Source organism: Streptomyces sp. NBC_01525 (genome assembly GCF_045040405.1).
Taxonomy (GTDB): domain Bacteria; phylum Actinomycetota; class Actinomycetes; order Streptomycetales; family Streptomycetaceae; genus Streptomyces; species Streptomyces benahoarensis.
On record NZ_CP109397.1, the window covers coordinates 4,985,588 to 5,003,146 of the forward strand.

At 73.2% G+C, this 17,559-nt stretch carries 12 protein-coding genes; 10 read left to right on the top strand and 2 right to left on the bottom strand.

Translation table 11 applies throughout. The features are described 5' to 3' along the window. The first annotated feature begins 83 nt into the window (after positions 1-83). The 8 genes from OG422_RS22425 to OG422_RS22460 all read left to right on the top strand — a co-directional run bounded on the left by OG422_RS22425 (position 84) and on the right by OG422_RS22460 (position 10,554). Entirely contained in the window at positions 84-2,192 is a 2,109-nt protein-coding gene (locus tag OG422_RS22425) for a bifunctional diguanylate cyclase/phosphodiesterase (protein ID WP_143942095.1), read from the top strand. 516 nt (positions 2,193-2,708) lie between these two features. Further along, a complete protein-coding gene (gene gatC, locus OG422_RS22430; RefSeq protein ID WP_030258164.1) occupies positions 2,709-3,005 on the top strand; it encodes an Asp-tRNA(Asn)/Glu-tRNA(Gln) amidotransferase subunit GatC in 297 nt (98 codons plus the stop codon). A 5-nt stretch (positions 3,006-3,010) separates the two neighbouring features. Continuing rightward, complete coding sequence (gene gatA, locus OG422_RS22435) at positions 3,011-4,504, top strand: Asp-tRNA(Asn)/Glu-tRNA(Gln) amidotransferase subunit GatA (protein ID WP_143943736.1); 1,494 nt, start codon at positions 3,011-3,013, stop codon at positions 4,502-4,504. A gap of 5 nt (positions 4,505-4,509) precedes the next feature. Further along, positions 4,510-4,743, top strand: a complete 234-nt coding sequence (locus tag OG422_RS22440) for a hypothetical protein (protein WP_185994060.1) — start codon at positions 4,510-4,512, stop codon at positions 4,741-4,743. 16 nt (positions 4,744-4,759) lie between these two features. Continuing rightward, the gene (gatB, locus tag OG422_RS22445; RefSeq protein ID WP_405744814.1) at positions 4,760-6,268 is read left to right on the top strand and encodes an Asp-tRNA(Asn)/Glu-tRNA(Gln) amidotransferase subunit GatB; all 1,509 of its coding nucleotides are present in this window, start codon (positions 4,760-4,762) and stop codon (positions 6,266-6,268) included. A 176-nt stretch (positions 6,269-6,444) separates the two neighbouring features. Then, entirely contained in the window at positions 6,445-7,350 is a 906-nt protein-coding gene (locus OG422_RS22450) for an LLM class F420-dependent oxidoreductase (protein WP_405744817.1), read from the top strand. 183 nt (positions 7,351-7,533) lie between these two features. Beyond that, a complete protein-coding gene (locus OG422_RS22455) occupies positions 7,534-9,645 on the top strand; it encodes a phosphocholine-specific phospholipase C (RefSeq protein ID WP_405744820.1) in 2,112 nt (703 codons plus the stop codon). Positions 9,646-9,864: 219 nt separating this feature from the next. Then, positions 9,865-10,554, top strand: a complete 690-nt coding sequence (locus OG422_RS22460; protein ID WP_405744822.1) for a hypothetical protein — start codon at positions 9,865-9,867, stop codon at positions 10,552-10,554. 130 nt (positions 10,555-10,684) lie between these two features. On the opposite strand, the gene OG422_RS22465 is transcribed toward OG422_RS22460, so the two are convergent. Further along, entirely contained in the window at positions 10,685-11,842 is a 1,158-nt protein-coding gene (locus OG422_RS22465; protein ID WP_405744825.1) for a PQQ-dependent sugar dehydrogenase, read from the bottom strand. 384 nt (positions 11,843-12,226) lie between these two features. Continuing rightward, a complete protein-coding gene (locus OG422_RS22470) occupies positions 12,227-13,258 on the bottom strand; it encodes an aldo/keto reductase (protein WP_405744828.1) in 1,032 nt (343 codons plus the stop codon). Positions 13,259-13,345: 87 nt separating this feature from the next. Here OG422_RS22470 and OG422_RS22475 point away from each other — a divergent pair, with 87 nt between their 5' ends. Together OG422_RS22475 and OG422_RS22480 are read left to right on the top strand one after the other, a co-directional pair. Then, on the top strand, positions 13,346-14,323 hold the full coding sequence (locus OG422_RS22475; RefSeq protein ID WP_405744830.1) for a 2-hydroxyacid dehydrogenase: 978 nt from the start codon (positions 13,346-13,348) through the stop codon (positions 14,321-14,323). Positions 14,324-14,614: 291 nt separating this feature from the next. Continuing rightward, complete coding sequence (locus tag OG422_RS22480) at positions 14,615-17,530, top strand: putative bifunctional diguanylate cyclase/phosphodiesterase (protein WP_405744833.1); 2,916 nt, start codon at positions 14,615-14,617, stop codon at positions 17,528-17,530. Positions 17,531-17,559 lie beyond the last annotated feature (29 nt).

Below are 17,559 nucleotides of genomic sequence, written 5' to 3' on the forward strand. Positions count from 1 at the left end.
TGCCCGTAGGGGCCCTTCGCGTCCTACTGTTGAGGGGTGCGCCTGCCGTGGCGCGGGCACAGCCGGCTGTGAGAGGGATCGGAATGAAACCGACCGACAGCGCCGCTCCGGCGTCGCGGCTCCGCCGGCTTGTCGTGCCCGCGCTGCCCGCCGCCTTCACGGTCCTCGCGGGCCTCACCCTCCTGACCGGGGTGATCTGGACACTGGGCGAGCGGCGGGAGCTCTTCCCCTCCGGCACCGTCGGCTGGTCGCTCGCCGTCCTCACCGGCATCATCGTCGGCCATCTCGTCGCCCTCGGCCGCGACCGCTGGTGGGGCGGCACCGGCTCCGGTGCCGCCCTCGCCCTCGCCGTCGTCCTCCTCTACGGCTGGATGCCCGCCGTCCTGGTCAGCCTCGCCGTCGTCGTCCTCGTCGGCGCGGCCCGCCGCCACCGCTGGCGGCAGGCCGTTCTGCACGGTGCGGTCGACCTGCTGGGCGTGGGGGCCGCCGCCCTCGCCGGCACGGCCCTCGGCAGCACGGCGACGGTCCGCCACCCCTGGCGGCCCGAGGCGTGGGATCTCTCCGTCCTCCCGCAGGTCGTTGCGGCCGCCGCCTGCTATCTCCTCGTCACCCGCGGCCTGTTGTGGTGCACCCTGCTGCCGCGCGGCGGCGGCCTGCCCACCGTCACCCGGACCGCGCTGACCCGTCAGATGCTCGTCGGCGTCGCCCTGTTCGGCATCGCCCCGCTGATCGCCGTCACCGCCGACCACGCCCCGCTGCTGCTGCCGCTCTACGCCGTCCCGCTCATCGCCCTCGACTCCACCCTCTGGATCGCCCGCGCCCGCGCCGAGGAGCAGCTGCGCGATCCGCTCACCGGACTCCCCAACCGCCAGTGGCTGTTGGAGCGCACCTGGTCCGCGCTGGACGAGGCCGAGCGGATCGAGGCCCGGTGCGCCCTGGTCCTGATCGACCTCGACCGCTTCCGTTCGGTCAACGACACCCTCGGGCATCTCGCCGGTGACCGCCTGCTGCTGCAGATCGCCGACCGGCTGCGCGCCGCCCTCCCGCGCGGCGCCGAGGCGGCCCGTCTGGGCGGGGACGAGTTCGCCGTACTGCTCCCCACGGCCGATTCGCTCACCAGCGCCCAGCGGGTGGCCCGCAACCTCGTCGCCGCGCTGGGCTCCCCCCTCGACCTCGACGGTCTGACCCTCGTACTCGAAGCGAGCGCGGGGGTCGCCGTCTTCCCGGACCACGCGCTGGACGCCGAGGGATTGCTGCGCCGCGCCGACGTCGCGATGTACCAGGCCAAGCGGGACCGCAGCGGCGTCGAGGTCTACGAGGCCCGGCGCGACGGCAACACCCCCGACCGCCTCGGCCTCCTCGGCGATCTGCGCCGCGCCCTCGACGCCGGGGACGTCGAGCTGCACTACCAGCCGAAGGTCGGCTTCGACGGCCATGTCGCGGGCCTGGAGGCGCTGGTGCGGTGGGTGCACCCGGACCGCGGGCGGGTGCCTCCCGACGAGTTCATCGCCATCGCCGAGACCTCCGGCCTGATGCCCCGGCTGACGGAGTACGTGCTGGAGACCGCGCTCGCCCAGGTGGCGCGGTGGCGGGCGATGGGCCTGGAGGTGCCGGTCGCGGTCAATGTCTCGCCGCGCGATGTGCACTCGCCGGGCTTCGCCGGTGCGGTCGCCGCCCGTCTCGCCCGGCACCGCGTCCCTCCCGGAGCTCTCCAGCTGGAGATCACCGAGCATGTGCTGCTGGAGGACCCGCAGCGGGCGGCCGACACCCTCGCCGGGCTGACCGGGCACGGCGTCAAGATGTCCCTCGACGACTTCGGCACCGGCTACTCCTCCCTGGTCCATCTGCGGCGGCTGCCGGTCAGCGAGCTGAAGATCGACCGTTCCTTCGTGGCCCGGCTCGCGGTCGACAACGAGGACGCCGAGATCGTCCGCTGCACCCTCGACCTCGCCCACTCCCTCGGGTTGCTGGTCGTCGCCGAGGGCGTGGAGGACGACGAGACCTGGGAGCGCCTGCGCGACCTCGGGTGCGACGCCGTGCAGGGCTGGCTGGTGGCGGCGGCGATGCCACCGGACGAGACCACCGCCTGGCTGCGCGCCCGTGGCAAGAGCGGTTGGCACCGTGAATCGGAGACGGCCGCCCTGGCGGCGGAGAAGGCGGCAGACCGCCCTTCGGGACAGGTCCTGAACTGAGGACCCGGCCACCGGCCGTCCCACCTCCCCGCTCCGACCACACCGACCGGCCGTCGCCGGATGCGTCCGCCGCGCCTGGGGAAGCCCGTGCGGCGGACGCGTCCGGCGAGCCTGCCGCGTCCGGCGAGCCCGGGGGAGCCGCCACGCCCGCCGAACGGGCCTCGCCCGCCACATCAGGCGCACCCGGCGAACCGTCCCCGCCCGCCGCACCCGGCGAAGCCACCCCGCCCGGCGCCCCCGACGCCCCGCCCGCCGGGAACCGCTGACCCCGGGCCACGGCGGCACCGGGCGCGTACCGCACCGGGCCCGTACCGCACCGCCGGGCCCGTACCGCACCGGAGCACCCTGCCCGCCGAGGGCGCCCGGGCCGCCCCGCCGGTGCCGCCCGTTCGCCCCGCAGGAACGCAGGCGCGGCTCCGTACGCCGGGGCCATAGGATTGGGCCGTACAGATTCACGTAGATCTCCGACAGATTCACGTTCACGAAGAACTCCGAGAACCAGCAGAGGAACGCTGCATGCCTGGCATCACGCGCGAGGAGGTCGCCCACCTCGCCCGGCTGGCACGTCTGGAGCTGAAGGACGAAGAGCTCGACCACTTCGCCGGACAGCTCGACGACATCATCGGCGCGGTCGCCCGCGTCTCCGAGGTCGCCGATCAAGACGTACCGCCGACCTCCCACCCGCTGCCCCTGACCAACGTCATGCGGGCGGACGAGGTCCGTCCGTCGCTCACTCCCGAGCAGGCGCTCTCCGGCGCCCCCGCCCAGGAGCAGCAGCGTTTCAAGGTGCCGCAGATCCTGGGGGAGGAGTGACCGACATGGCAGACCTGATCAAGCTCACCGCCGCCGAGACCGCGGCGAAGATCGCGTCCGGCGAGGTCACCGCCGTCGAGGTGACCGAGGCCCATCTGGCCCGTATCGAGGCTGTCGACGAGAAGGTGCACGCCTACCTCCACGTCGACCGCGAGGGCGCGCTGGCCCAGGCCCGCGCCGTCGACGAGAAGCGCGCCCGCGGCGAGAAGCTCGGCCCGCTGGCCGGTGTCCCGCTCGCGCTGAAGGACATCTTCACCACGCGGACGATGCCCACCACCGTCGGCTCCAAGATCCTCGAAGGCTGGATCCCGCCGTACGACGCGACGCTCACCCAGCGCCTCAAGGACGCCGACGTCGTCATCCTCGGCAAGACCAACATGGACGAGTTCGCCATGGGGTCCTCCACCGAGAACAGCGCCTACGGCCCGACCGGCAACCCCTGGGACCTCACCAAGATCCCCGGCGGTTCCGGAGGCGGCTCCTCCGCCGCCCTCGCCTCCTTCCAGGCACCGCTCGCCATCGGCACGGACACCGGCGGCTCCATCCGCCAGCCCGCCGCCGTCACCGGCACGGTCGGCGTCAAGCCCACCTACGGCGCGGTTTCCCGCTACGGCATGGTCGCCTTCTCCTCCTCCCTCGACCAGGGCGGCCCCTGCGCCCGTACGGTCCTGGACGCGGCGCTGCTGCACGAGGCGATCGCCGGCCACGACGAGCTGGACTCCACCTCCATCGACGCGCCGGTCCCGCCGGTCGTCGAGGCGGCCCGCAACGGCAGCGTGCAGGGCATGCGCGTCGGCGTCGTCAAGCAGTTCCGCGGCGAGGGCTACCAGGCCGGTGTGGTGCAGCGGTTCGAGGAGTCCGTCGAGCTGCTGAAGAGCCTCGGCGCCGAGATCGTCGAGCTGGACTGCCCCTCCTTCGACCTGGCGCTCTCCGCGTACTACCTGCTCGCGCCGTCCGAGTGCTCCTCGAACCTCGCCCGGTTCGACGCGATGCGCTACGGCATGCGCGTCGGCGACGACGGCACGAAGTCCGCCGAGGAGGTCACCGCCCTCACCCGCGAGGCCGGCTTCGGCGACGAGGTCAAGCGCCGCGTCATCCTCGGCACCTACGCGCTCAGCTCCGGCTACTACGACGCCTACTACGGCTCGGCGCAGAAGGTCCGCACGCTGATCACCCAGGACTTCGCGAAGTCCTTCGAGAAGGTCGACGTCATCGTCTCGCCGACGACGCCCACCACCGCCTTCCCGATCGGTGAGCGGGCCGACGACCCGATGGCGATGTACCTCGCCGACCTGTGCACCATCCCGACGAACCTCGCCGGAAACGCCGCCATGTCGCTGCCCTGCGGCCTGGCGCCCGAGGACGGCCTGCCCGTCGGACTGCAGATCATCGCCCCCGCCATGAAGGACGACCGGCTGTACCAGGTCGGAGCCGCCGTCGAGGCCGCCTTCGTGGAAAAGTGGGGCCACCCGCTGCTGGAGGAGGCACCGTCACTGTGAGCAACATCGGCAAGAAGGCCAAGAACTTCAAGAAGTCGAAGTCCGGCGTGTACCTGTCGATCGGCACCACCGCGTTCGGTGCCTTCGGCGTGTTCAAGCAGGCCAGGGAGGCCCGCAACGATCACGACACGCTGCGGCTGATCGACGCCGGCGTCTCCGCCGCGGCGATCGTCACCGGCCTGGCGATCCTCTACCGCGAACTGAAGCGCCTGGGCGACGACGACGTCCTGCTGGGCTGAGAGGGAAAGTTTCACCGTGACAGTCACTGACCTGGTGCCGTACGAGGACGCCCTCGCGTCCTACGACCCCGTCATGGGCCTGGAGGTCCATGTCGAGCTCGGCACCAAGACCAAGATGTTCTGCGGGTGCGCCACCACGCTGGGTGCCGACGCCAACGCGCAGACCTGCCCCACCTGCCTGGGCCTGCCCGGCTCCCTCCCGGTCGTCAACGCGATCGGTGTCGAGTCGGCGATCAAGATCGGCCTGGCACTGAACTGCTCCATCGCCGAGTGGTGCCGCTTCGCCCGGAAGAACTACTTCTATCCGGACATGCCGAAGAACTTCCAGACCTCCCAGTACGACGAGCCGATCGCCTACGACGGCTACCTCGACGTACAGCTGGAGGACGGCGAGGTCTTCCGCGTCCAGATCGAGCGCGCCCACATGGAGGAGGACACCGGCAAGTCGACGCACGTCGGCGGCGCCACCGGCCGTATCCACGGCGCGTCCCACTCCCTGCTCGACTACAACCGCGCCGGTATCCCCCTCATCGAGATCGTCACCAAGCCGATCGAGGGCGCCGGTGAGCGGGCCCCCGAGGTCGCCAAGGCGTACGTCGCCGAGCTGCGTGAGCTGATCAGGGCCCTGGGCGTCTCCGAGGCGCGCATGGAGATGGGCCAGATGCGCTGCGACGTCAACCTCTCCCTGCGCCCGAACGGCACCGAGACGTTCGGCACCCGCTCGGAGACGAAGAACGTCAACTCGCTGCGCTCCGTGGAGCGGGCGGCGCGCTTCGAGATCCAGCGGCACGCCGCGGTCCTCTCCTCCGGCGGCACCATCGTCCAGGAGACCCGGCACTTCCACGAGGAGGACGGCTCGACGACGGCCGGCCGCATCAAGGACAACGCCGAGGACTACCGCTACTTCCCCGAGCCGGACCTGGTGCCGGTCGCCCCCGCGCGCGCCTGGGTCGAGGAGCTGCGGGCGGTCCTGCCCGAGCTGCCGCGGATCCGCCGCAACCGGCTGCGCGAGGAGTGGGGCGTCTCCGCCCACGACATGCAGTCGATCCTCAACGCCGGTGCGGTCGATCTGATCGTCGCCACCATCGAGGCGGGCGCCGGTTCGGCCGCCGCCCGTAAGTGGTGGATGGGCGAGCTGGCCCGCAGCGCCAACGAGGACGGCGTGGAGCTGGCCGCGCTGCCGATCACCCCGGCGCAGGTCGCCCGGGTCGCCGCGCTGGTCGACGAGGGTTCCCTCAACGACAAGCTGGCCCGGCAGACCATCGAGGGTGTGCTTGCCGGTGAGGGCGACCCGGACACCGTCGTCGAGAAGCGCGGCCTGAAGGTCGTCTCGGACGAGGGCGCGCTGGGCGCCGCCGTCGACGAGGCCATCGCGGGCAACGCCGCCATCGCCGACAAGATCCGCGGCGGCAAGGTCGCCGCGGCGGGTGCCCTGGTCGGCGCGGTCATGAAGGCCACCCGCGGCCAGGCCGACGCGGCCCGCGTCCGGGAGTTGATCCTGGAGAAGCTGGGCGTCGAGGGCTGACGCCTTCCCGGCACGCGAGCGGCGGCCGTCCTCCCGGAACTCCCGGGGAGGCGGCCGCCGTTCGCGTACGGCCTTCGCACGTACCGGCCGTCCGATCAAGGAATGCCGGGCGCCCGCAGGACGCTGCAGGGGGCACGGAACGGGACGCGGACGTCCCCTGACCCTCTGGAGGAACGGTGTCCCAGCACGCTCTCGTCGCGCGGATCGGCCGGATCGGCGTCTGGCACGGCGGTCTCGGACGGCTCCCGGCGGCGACCGGCCGTCAGGCGGCCGCCGAGATCGAACGCCTCGGCTTCGGCGCCCTGTGGGTGGGGGAGGGCGTCACCTCGAAGGAGGCGTTCACCCACGCCGGACTGCTGCTCGCCGCCACCGAACGGCTCACCGTCGCCACCGGCATCGCCAACATCTGGGCCCGCGACGCCGCAGCCTCCCACGCCGCCACCCGCACCCTCGCCGAGGCGTACGACGGCCGTTTCCTGCTCGGCCTCGGCGCCAGCCACGCCCCGCTCGTCGGGCTGCGCGGCCACACGTACGCCAAGCCGCTGGCCGCGATGCGGGGCTACCTCGACGCGATGGACGGCGCGCCGTACGAGGGCCCGGCTCCCGCGGCGGAGCCCGGCCGGGTGCTGGCGGCGCTCGGCCCGAAGATGCTGGAGCTGGCCCGGGACCGCGCGTCCGGCGCCCATCCGTACTTCGTACCCGTGGAGCACACCGTCCGCGCCCGCGAGGTCCTCGGCGCCGGGCCGCTGCTCGCACCCGAGCAGGCGGTGCTGCTGGAGAGCGACCCGGCCACCGCCCGCGGCCTGGCCCGCGAGCACCATCTGCGTCACTACCTGACGCTGCCGAACTATGTCGGGAGTCTGCGCCGGTTCGGCTTCGACGATGACGACTTCGCGGGCGGCGGCAGTGACCGGCTGGTCGACGCGCTGGTGGCCTGGGGCGATGTGGACGCGATCCGGCGGCGGGTGCGGGAACACCTCGACGCGGGCGCCGACCATGTCGCCGTCCAGCCGCTGACGGCGGACCTGGAGCCGGGGCTCGGGCAGCTCCGGGAGCTGGCGCCGGCGCTGCTGGCCGGCTGAGCCGCCGCGAGCACGACCGGCCGACCGAGCCGCCGCGAGCCCCTTACGACGAGGGGTTCGGTCACGTGTTCCAAAGTTGTCACCTCGATACCTGCCGCCGGTCACACCGCTCCACTACCGTCCCAGTCGCACCATCTCAATGGGCTGACCGAAGACCATTGACTGTCGACTGGGAGGTCGGGCGTGGCACCGGAGGTATCTCGTAGACGGGTCCTGGGAGTTGGCGCGGCGGCGGGGGTGGCGGCCGTGGGGTCGCTGTTGCCGCCGTCGCTGCAGCAGGCGCTGGCCGCCGACGCGGCGCGGCCGGGGCGCCGCGGGGGGGAGCTGGGCGACATCCGGCATGTCGTCGTGCTGATGCAGGAGAACCGGTCGTTCGACCACTACTTCGGGACCCTGCGCGGCGTCCGCGGCTACGCCGACCGCAACGCCGTCGAACTCCCCGGCGGCCGCAGCGTCTTCGAGCAGCCGGGGCTGCTCGGCGTCGGCACCGTCCTGCCCTTCTCGGTACGCGAGGCGGCCGCGGCGCAGCACAAGGACCTTCAGTACATAGGCGCGCTGAACCACGAATGGGACGGCGGCGCCAAGGCGTGGAACGACGGCTGGATGAACAACTGGGTCACCGCCAAGACCGCCGCCACCATGGCCCACTACGACCGGCGTGACGTGCCGCTCCACCACGAGCTGGCCGACACCTTCACCGTCTGCGACGCGTACCACTCCGCCATCCACTCCTCCACCAGCCCCAACCGCAACCACCTGGTCAGCGGCTGGACGGGCTTCGAGCCGGGCAGCGGCAAGCGCGCCGTGGGCAACGACGCGTACGACGAGGACACCCACCCCGGCTACGCCTGGACGACGTACCCGGAGCGGCTGGAGAAGGCCGGGCACACCTGGCGCGTCTACCAGGAGTGGGACAACTTCACCGACAACAACCTGGAGTTCTACGCGAGCTTCAAGGCGGTGGCGAAGAAGGCCCTGGCCAAGGTGGACGGTGCCAGCAACATGACCGCCTTCTACGGGAAGGTGGCCGCCGCCGACGACGCCGGCCGCAAGAAGCTGCTGGCGCAGCTGGAGGAGGGCGTCCAGGCGCTCGGGGCGGGCGACCGCAGCCTCTTCGAACGGGCGCTGCGCCGCGGCGAACCGGACTCCACGGCCACCGCGTTCGCCGCCGATGTGGCGAGCGGGAAGCTGCCCGAGGTGTCGTACATCGTCCCCTCGGCCGCCGACTCCGAGCACCCGGGCTCCTCCTCGCCCGTCGCCAGCGCCACCATCGTCTACAAGGTCCTCGACGCCCTCGGCCGCAACCCGGACGTGTGGCGGCACACCGCGCTGTTCCTGACGTACGACGAGAACGACGGGTTCTTCGACCACGTACCGCCGCCGGTGCCGCCGCCCGGGACCGACGGGGAGTTCTGGGACGGGAAGCCGACGGGGCTGGGCATGCGGGTGCCGATGCTCGTCATCTCGCCCTGGACGGTGGGCGGTTACGCCTGCTCGCAGGTGTTCGACCACACCTCGATCACCCGGTTCCTGGAGAAGTGGACGAGGGTGCGCGAGCCCAACATCAGCGCCTGGCGGCGAACGGTCTGCGGCGATCTGACCGGCGCGTTCGACTTCCGCCGCGGCCGCAGGCAGCCGTCGGTCGCGCAGCCCGGCGCGATCCCGCCGTTCAGCGGCCGCTGGGCGCCGCTGCCGCCCGCCCGGCAGGCGCTCCCGGAGCAGGAGCCCGGTGTCCGCCCGGCCCGCCCGCTGCCCTACCAGCCGGACGCCGACGGCGCGCTGGACGCGGGCGCCGGGCTCTTCCGCCTGGCCGTCCGCAACGACGGCGTGGCCTCCGCGCACCTGGCGCTGTACCCGTACGCGAAGGAGTACGGCACGCCCCAGCACCGCGAGGTGGCGAGGAAGGGCACCTGGGACGTGCCGGTCAAGGACGGTGCGTACCGCTTCACCGTCACCGGGCCGAACGGCTTCCGCCGGGAGTTCGCCGGGAGCGCCGGGGGCACCGCTGCCGCGGTGGCCGTCCGCACCCGCCTCGACGCGGACCGCCGGGAGCTGCACCTGACCGTCGTCAACGGCGGCTCCACCGACCTCACCCTCACGCTGGCCCCACTCGCCTACGGGGACGCCGCACCGCGCACGCTGACGGTGCGGGCCGGATCGACCCGCACCGTCGCCCATGCGGCGGCGGACGCCCACGGCTGGTACGACCTGGCCCTCACAGCGGCCGAGGACGCGTCGTTCCGTCGGCGCTTGATGGGCCACATCGAGGACGGGGAGGAGTCGGTTACGGGGTGAGGGGGTGCCCCGGGGCGGCCCAGCGGGGCACGTCCCGGGGCGGCATGGGGCGGGGCGGCGCGGTGCCGCATGGGACGGCGGCATGGGGCCGCATGGGGCGCCGCGGCACGGGGCGACGGCCGCGAGGCCGGGCCCCGTCGTCCCGCATCGCCCCGTCGCTGTCCCGGCGTTCATCCGACTCTCATCCGGCTCTCAGACGCGGCCCCTACGGTCGCGCCCATGGGAACGACCAGGACGACGACCGACGAGCGCGACGCGACGCGAACCGACGACCCGTCCGTGACGGCCGACACCGCCACGGAAACCCCGCGGACGGAGGGGAAGGCCACCGGGGAACCGGCCGGTGACCGTGACGACGCGGCGGCCTCCGCGTCCGGCACGGGCGAACGGGGCGGGGCGGACCCGGCCGATGACACCGAGGCGGCGGACGCCGCCGACGCCGAGCACACGGAGCGCGCCGAAGACGCCGAGGACGCGGCCGACGAGACCGAAGACGACGCGGCCCCCGCCTCGTCCGGCGTGAAGCGGGGCGCGGGCGCCGTCGTCGCCGCGGGGCTCGGCCTCGCCTCCGTGACCGGCACCTGGCTCGGCACGCTGCTCGCCGAACGGCAGGCCCTGCTGGGGCAGATCAAGCTCCAGTCCGGCAAGGCCGGCGACCAGATCGCCGCGGTCTACGGGGCGCCCTGGCACACCACCGCGCTGATCAACGGCGTCTTCGCGCTGCTCGCCGTGGCCGTCGGTGCCGCGGTGCTCTTCAACCGGCCGCGTGCCACCTGGACCCGCGCCGTCGCCTGGGGCGGCCTGGCCCTCGGCGTCCTCGGGCTCCTCATCGCCGCGGGCATGTACTTCGACCTGCTGGCGAGCCTGCCCACCCTCCCCAAGTCCCCGGTCCAGGCCCCCGCGGGGTGACGACGCCCCGTACCCCGTCGGCACGGCGCGCCGAAGGCCCACCGGTTCCGTCCGGTGGGCCTTCGGGTGTGTCGGTTCGGGGGCGGAGAGGGCGGGGTCGGGCGGGGCCGGGCCCCGGCCACGCCCTCCCTCAGCTGACCTCCACCCGCAGAATCCGGTCGTCGCCCTTCCGGGGCTGCCCCCGTCCGTCCGTATTGCTCGTCACCAGCCACAGCGCCCCGTGGTCCGCCGGCAGGACGGTCCGGAGGCGCCCGTGGCGTCCGGTGAAGAACGCCTGCGGGGCCGCCGCCGGTTTCGCCCCGTTCAGCGGGATGCGCCACAGCCGCTCCCCGCGGAGCGCGGCCATCCACAGGGACCCCTTGGCGTACGCGAGTCCGCTGGGCGAGGCGTCGGCGGGCTTCCACTGGAGCACCGGGTTGACGTAGCGGCCGCTCGTCGGACCCTTGCCCTCCCGTGCGGGCCAGCCGTAGTTGCGGCCCGGTTCGATGAGGTTCAGCTCGTCCCAGGTGTCCTCGCCGAACTCCGAGGCCCACAGCCGCTTTCCGCTGTCCCACGCGAGGCCCTCCACGTTGCGGTGGCCGTAGGAGTACACCACCGAACGGGGATCGGGGTTGCCGCGCGCGGGCGCGCCGTCCGGCGTCATCCGCAGGATCTTGCCCGCCGTGGACTTCTTGTCCTGTGACAGGTCCTTGTCGCCGGTCTCCCCGGTCGGTGCGTAGAGCATCCGGTCCGGGCCGAAGGCGATCCGGCCGCCGTTGTGGAAATGGCCCTTGGGGATGGACCGCAGCACCGTGTGGGGCGCGCCCAGCTGATCACCGGGGTGCCGAGTGTCGTCGTAGCTCATCCGGGCGATGCGGTTGTCGGAGGCGGTGGTGAAGTACGCGTAGACGAGATGGTCCCCGCGGAACGACGGGGAGACGGCGAGACCCAGCAGACCGCCCTCGCCGCCCGGGGCCACACCGGGCACCGACCCCACCTCGGTCTTGTGCCCGTCGCGGGCCGAGACGCGGGTGAGCGTCCCCTTGTCGCGGGAGCCGACCAGCAGATCGCCGCCCGGCAGCGCGGCGACGCCCCAGGGGGAGTTGAGCCCGGTCGCGAGAGTACGGGTCACCTTGGCCGACCCCTTGGCGGGCGGCGGGGAGGCATCCCGCTGCGGTCCGGTGACCGCGGCGGCGGACCGCTCCGGGGACGGCGCGCCCGGGGCGGGCCGGTTCCCGTGGGCGGAGCAGCCCGCCGCGAGGAGCAGCGCGGCGGCGGCCGTCACGGCGGTCGGAAGGCGGTGTGGCACGGCGGATTCCTCTCGTCGGGGGAGCGGTCCACGGCCCCCGGGCCCGCGCCGGGGGCGGCGCGCACGCCGGGCCCGCGCGCCGTCCGGCCGCCGGAGGCGCCGGTCGGCACGGCACGGCCCCGCCCCAGGACACCACACCCGCACCGCGCCGCGCGGCGGCCGACACCGTGATTCCCTCCGCCGCCGCACGGACGCCCACCGCCACGGCGGTACGCCAACGTTCCCTGGGGTGGACGGCGCGACGTCAGGGACCGCGCCGGGGCGGGCGAGGCGACGTCAGGACCTGCGCCGGGGCGGGCGAGGCACGCCAGGGACTCGCCCCAACGGGCGCCCGACGGCCACCCTCGCGGGCACCCGCGCCTTGCTCCCGCTGCCCCCCCGGAGTCAGTACCAGGAGCCCCGGGCGGGCGGCAGGGAAGCGATCTCCGCCAGGTCCGCGCGGTCCAGCACCAGGTCGGCGGCCTTGGCGTTCTGCGCCGCCCACCGCTCCTTCTTCGTCCCCGGGACCGGCACCACATGGCGGCCCTGCGCCAGTACCCAGGCCAGCGCGACCTGCCCCGGCGTCGCGCCGTACCGGGCGCCGACCCGGCGCAGCCCGGCCACCACCGGCTGGTTCGCCGCCATCATCTCGGCGGTGAAGCGCGGATGACGGGCCCGGATGTCCTCCGGCTCGAAGCCCTGGCCCGGGGTGAGGGTGCCGGTCAGATAGCCGTTGCCCAGTGGCATCGCCGCCAGGAAGCCGACCCCGCGCGACTCGCACCACGGCACCAGCTCCTCCAGCGCCTCCGGCGACCACACCGACAGCTCCGCCTGCACGCTGCTGACCGGGAAGATCTGCTGAATCCGCTCCAGCTGACGCATCGTCAACTGGTGGGTGCGCGCCCCGGGACGGCGCCCGCCACCGGCAACCGGCCGGTCCGTCCGCGTCGGCCGCAGCGCCCGGGCGCCCACCGCGCACAGCCCCAGGGACCGCACCTTGCCCGCCGCCACCAGCTGCGCCATCGCCCCCCAGGTCTCCTCGATCGGCACCTCCGGGTCCGCGCGGTGCAGCTGGTACAGATCGATGTGGTCGGTCCGCAACCGCCGCAGCGAGGCGTCACAGGCGCGCTTCACATAGCCGGGCCGCCCGTTGGCGACGATGTGCTGCTCGCCCACGAGCAGCCCGCACTTGGTCGAGACGAACGCGTCCGCGCGCCGCTCCTTGAGCACCCGGCCCACCAGCAACTCGTTGGTGAACGGTCCGTACATGTCGGCGGTGTCCAGCAGGCTGCACCCCCGGTCGAGCGCGGTGTGCACGGCCCGCAGCGAACTCTCAAAATCCCGCTGCGACTCGGTGTACCCCCAGCTCATCGGCATGCAGCCGAGCCCGATTGCGCCTACTTCGAGCGTTGCCGCGCCGATTGTCCTGCGCTCCACCTGGTCGTGCCTCCGTCCCCTCGCCCCCGGTCAAGGGCCAGACCAAACTAACGTCTGGAGGAACGGTCCTTCGCATAGCCTCGGACCATGGCAACCGCAGACCCGCACGGCGCCCCGCACGACGTCTGGCTCCCGATTCCTCCGGAAGAGATCGACGGTCTCCCCACGGGCCTGAACTACGTCCACTGGGACGCGGGTCCCGAGTATCCCGCCGATCCCGCCCGGTGCGTGTTCTACGCCGTGCCGTACATGAAGGACGTGGAGACGTCGCTGCGGCCGCTCGCCCGGATGAGCGGGCTCCGGGTGGTGCAGACGCTGACCGCCGGTGTCGAACACATCCTGCCCGCACTGGACCGGCTGCCGCCCGGCACCCGGCTCTGCAACGCCCGCGGCCTGCACGACGCCAGCACCGCCGAGCTGGCGCTGACGCTCATCCTGGCCGCGCTCCGCGGCATCCCCGGTTTCGTCCGCGCCCAGGACGCGGGGGAGTGGCGGCACGGGTTCCGGCCTGCGCTGGCCGACAAATCCGTCCTCATCGTGGGGTATGGGTCGATCGGCAGTGCCATCGAGGACCGGCTCACTCCTTTCGAGTGCGCGCGGGTGGCGCGCCTCGCGCGCACCGCTCGTGAGACCGTGCGCGGCCCTGTGCATCCACTCTCCGCGCTCGATGCCCTCCTGCCCGACGCCGATGTCGTCGTCCTGGCCACCCCGCTCACCGAAGACACCCGTGGCCTGGCAGGACGCGACTTCCTGGCCCGGATGAAGGACGGTGCCCTGCTGGTGAACATCGCCCGCGGCCGGATCGTGGACACCGACGCGCTGCTCGCGGAGGTGACGTCCGGACGGCTGCTGGCGGCACTGGACGTCACCGATCCGGAACCCCTTCCGGCCGGACACCCCCTGTGGCGCGCCCCCGGCGTGCTCATCACTCCCCACGTCGGTGGCCCCAGCTCTGCCTTTCTGCCCCGTGCGAAGCGCCTCCTGCGCGACCAGCTGACCCTTTTCGCCGCCGGCCGGCCGCTACGGAACACCGTCGCCACGGCGGAGCGGAATGCCGAGAGGTAGCGCTACGGGGCAGTATGAATGCGCTGCGTGCCTGCACCTCACACATAGTTACGCTCTGTAGGGAACCTATATCCCTGAGTGACCGATCTGGTGTATCGTCCCGAGCGGGGACGGCGCCGACGAGGCGAGCGGCGCCCGTGAAGCATCCGGAACGCGAGGGGGGCGACGGGCGATGTACGGCCGATGGGCAAACCGCGAGACACGCGATCCACGAGCACCGGGGGGAATAGGGCAGCAGCCTCCGGTGCGCCGACCGCGTCACAGCCGGACCACGGCCTGCGGGAGGGCCCGGTGAGCGCCCCGGGCGCGGTGCTCCCCCATCCGCCGCTGCCCGCCGACCGGCCGCCGAGCCTGCTGCCGCAGATCGCGCTCGCGGCGGTCTGCGGGGGGTACGCGGTCGGCGCCGCCCTCGGCTGGGGATCCCCCAAAGTCGCGCTGGTCATGGGTGACTTCGGGCTCAGCTTCGCCGCGCTGGTGGCCGCCGTCTCCTGCGCACTGTACGCCCGGGGCGCCGACTCCCACGCCCGCCCCGCCTGGTCGCTCTTCGCCGTCTCCTCGGCGATGGCCGCGCTCGGCAACGGCATCTGGGGCTGGTATGAGGTCGTCGAGGGCGCCCCGGTACCCAGCCCCTCCCCGGCCGATTTCTGCTTCCTGCTCTTCGCGCCGCCCGCCATCGTCGGGCTCCTGGTCCTCGCCAAACGGCCGGTCACCCGCGCCGGCTGGGTCTGCCTGGGCCTGGACTCCTGGCTGATCGGCGGCTCCCTGCTCACCCTCTCCTGGAGCCTGGCGCTCGCCAACACCGCCCATTTCCAGGGCCGTTCGGTCGCCCGGTGCGCGCTGACGCTGGCCTATCCGCTGCTGGACATCGTGCTGGTGAGCATGGTCCTCGCGCTGCACTTCCGCCGCTCGTGCGCCCAGCGCTCGGCGGTCAACACCGCCATCGCCGCACTCGCCCTGACGGTGATGTGCGACGCGCTGTTCACCTCACCGCTGCTGCGCGAGCACTACCGCTCCGGCCAGATCCTCGACGCCGGATGGTTCGCCGGGTCGGTCCTCCTCGCCTACGCCCCCTGGTTCACCCGCCGTGCCCCGGGGGATGCCGCCGAGGACGCCGGACGGGCGCCGCGCCGCCTCCCGTACCCCGGGGCCCGGCCGCTCGCGGGCTCGCTCGGCGCGCTCGCGCCGTACCTCGCCGCAGCGGTGTGCACCCTCGGCATCCTCACCAACGTCCTCGACGGGCGGCGCCTCGACCGCGTCGTCCTCTTCACCGGCTGCACGGTCGTCCTCGCCCTGGTGATCCGCCAGGGCATCGTGCTGCTCGACAACCTCACCCTCACCCAGGAGCTGGCGCAGAAGGAGAACCACTTCCGCTCCCTGGTGCAGGGATCCAGCGACGTCATCATGATCGCCGCGCCCAGCGGGGTGCTGCGCTACGTCAGCCCCGCCGCCGCCGGGGTCTACGGCCGCGACGCGGAGGAGCTGGTCGGCTCCGAGCTCTCCGCGCTCATCCACCCCGAGGACCTCGGCCGGGTCCTCCACGAGGTCCGCCGCTTCCTCGCCGTCTCGCCCCAGGACGAGCCCACCACTCGTATCGAATGCCGCTTCCGCGCCGGTGACCGGCGGCCCGGCGGCGACGGCTGGCTCAACGTCGAATCCACCGTCAACCGCCACCACGGCGGCCTGATCTTCAACTCCCGGGACGTCACCGAGCGCGTCCGCCTCCAGGCGCAGCTCCAGCACAACGCCTCCCACGACGCCCTCACCGATCTGCCCAACCGTGCCCTGTTCACCGAGCGGGTCAGCAGGGCCCTCGCCGGTCGCCGCGCCGGGGATCACGGCACCGCCGTGCTCTACATCGACCTCGACGGCTTCAAGCAGGTCAACGACACCATCGGCCATCAGGCGGGCGACGAACTCCTCATCCAGGCCGCCAGGCGGCTCGGCGAGTCGGTGCGCTCCGGCGACATAGCGGCCCGGCTGGGCGGCGACGAATTCGCCGCCCTGATCACCGGCGACGCCACCTGCGACTCCGCCACCCGGGAATTCCGCATCCACGAGATCGCCGACCGCCTCCGCATCACGCTCTCCGAGCCGTACCGCATCGAGGGGCGCGACGTACGGGTCGCCGCCAGCATCGGCGTGGCCTTCGCCGAGCCCGGCATCACCCCGGCCGGCCTGATGCGCAACGCCGACCTCGCGATGTACCGCGCCAAGCAGGCCGGAAAGGGACGCGTCGAGCTGTACGCCCCGCAGCTGCAGGCCGAGGTGGCCCGCCGCGCCGAGCTGGCCACCCGGCTGCGCAGCGCGCTGCACGACGGCGAGTTCCTGCTGCTGCACCAGCCGGTGATCGAGCTGGCCACCGGCCGGGTCACCGCCGTCGCCGCGCACGCCCGGTGGCGCTCCGCCCAGGGCATTCTGTTCACCCCGGCGGAGTTCCTGCGGGTCGGCGAGCGCGGGCGGCTCGCCGACGACAACGGCGACCGCACCGCGGAGCTGTGCCGCTGGCATCTGGAGGCCGCCGTCGAACAGGCCGCCGCCCGGCACCGCGCCGGTCACCGCGTCCCGGTCGCCGTCCGGCTCTCCGCCCGCCGCCTCCTCGACCGCTCCCTGCCGCCCAAGACCGTCGAAACGCTGCTCTCCCGGCACAGCCTGCCCTCGGGCGCGCTCGTCCTGGAGCTGTCCGAAAGCGATGCCCGGACCCCGCTGGACGAACTGGAACGCCGCCTGGTCGCGCTGCGCCGGCTGGGTGTCCGTATCGCCCTCGACGGCTTCGGCAGTGGATACGCCGCGATCGGCGCGCTGCGGCGGCTCCCCATCGATGTGCTCCGGCTGGACCGCGGGCTGATCGACGGTGTGGCGGAGTCCGCCCGGTTGCACAAGATCACTTCCGGCCTGTTGCGGATCGCCTCCGATCTCGGGATGCAGTCGGTCGCCGAGGGCGTCGACCTGCCCGAGCAGGTGCTCGCCCTGCGCGCGATGGGCTGCACCCACGGCCAGGGTGCCGCCTTCTCCGGACCGCTCGACGAACACCGTCTGCGCCGCGTCCTGACGGCCGGTTCCACCCCGCTGCCGAGCCCCGCGGGCCCGAGCCGCGCGGTGGTGCTGACCGGCAGCGGACTGCCCGTACGGCACGGCGGGTCGGGTCCCGACGCCATCGTTCACCCCCCGCTCCGTTCACATAGTGAGACCTCCGTCCCACCCACTTGACACTCACGGCGCGCTGGGGGGAGGGTCAG

What these genes read in the sequence shown, in the direction of transcription:
- OG422_RS22475 (WP_405744830.1), top strand. Translation starts at nt 13,346, where the DNA reads ATGGCAACCGCAGACCCGCACGGCGCCCCGCACGACGTCTGGCTCCCG.
- gatC (WP_030258164.1), top strand. Translation starts at nt 2,709, where the DNA reads ATGCCTGGCATCACGCGCGAGGAGGTCGCCCACCTCGCCCGGCTGGCA.
- OG422_RS22425 (WP_143942095.1), top strand. Translation starts at nt 84, where the DNA reads ATGAAACCGACCGACAGCGCCGCTCCGGCGTCGCGGCTCCGCCGGCTT.
- OG422_RS22460 (WP_405744822.1), top strand. Translation starts at nt 9,865, where the DNA reads ATGGGAACGACCAGGACGACGACCGACGAGCGCGACGCGACGCGAACC.
- gatA (WP_143943736.1), top strand. Translation starts at nt 3,011, where the DNA reads ATGGCAGACCTGATCAAGCTCACCGCCGCCGAGACCGCGGCGAAGATC.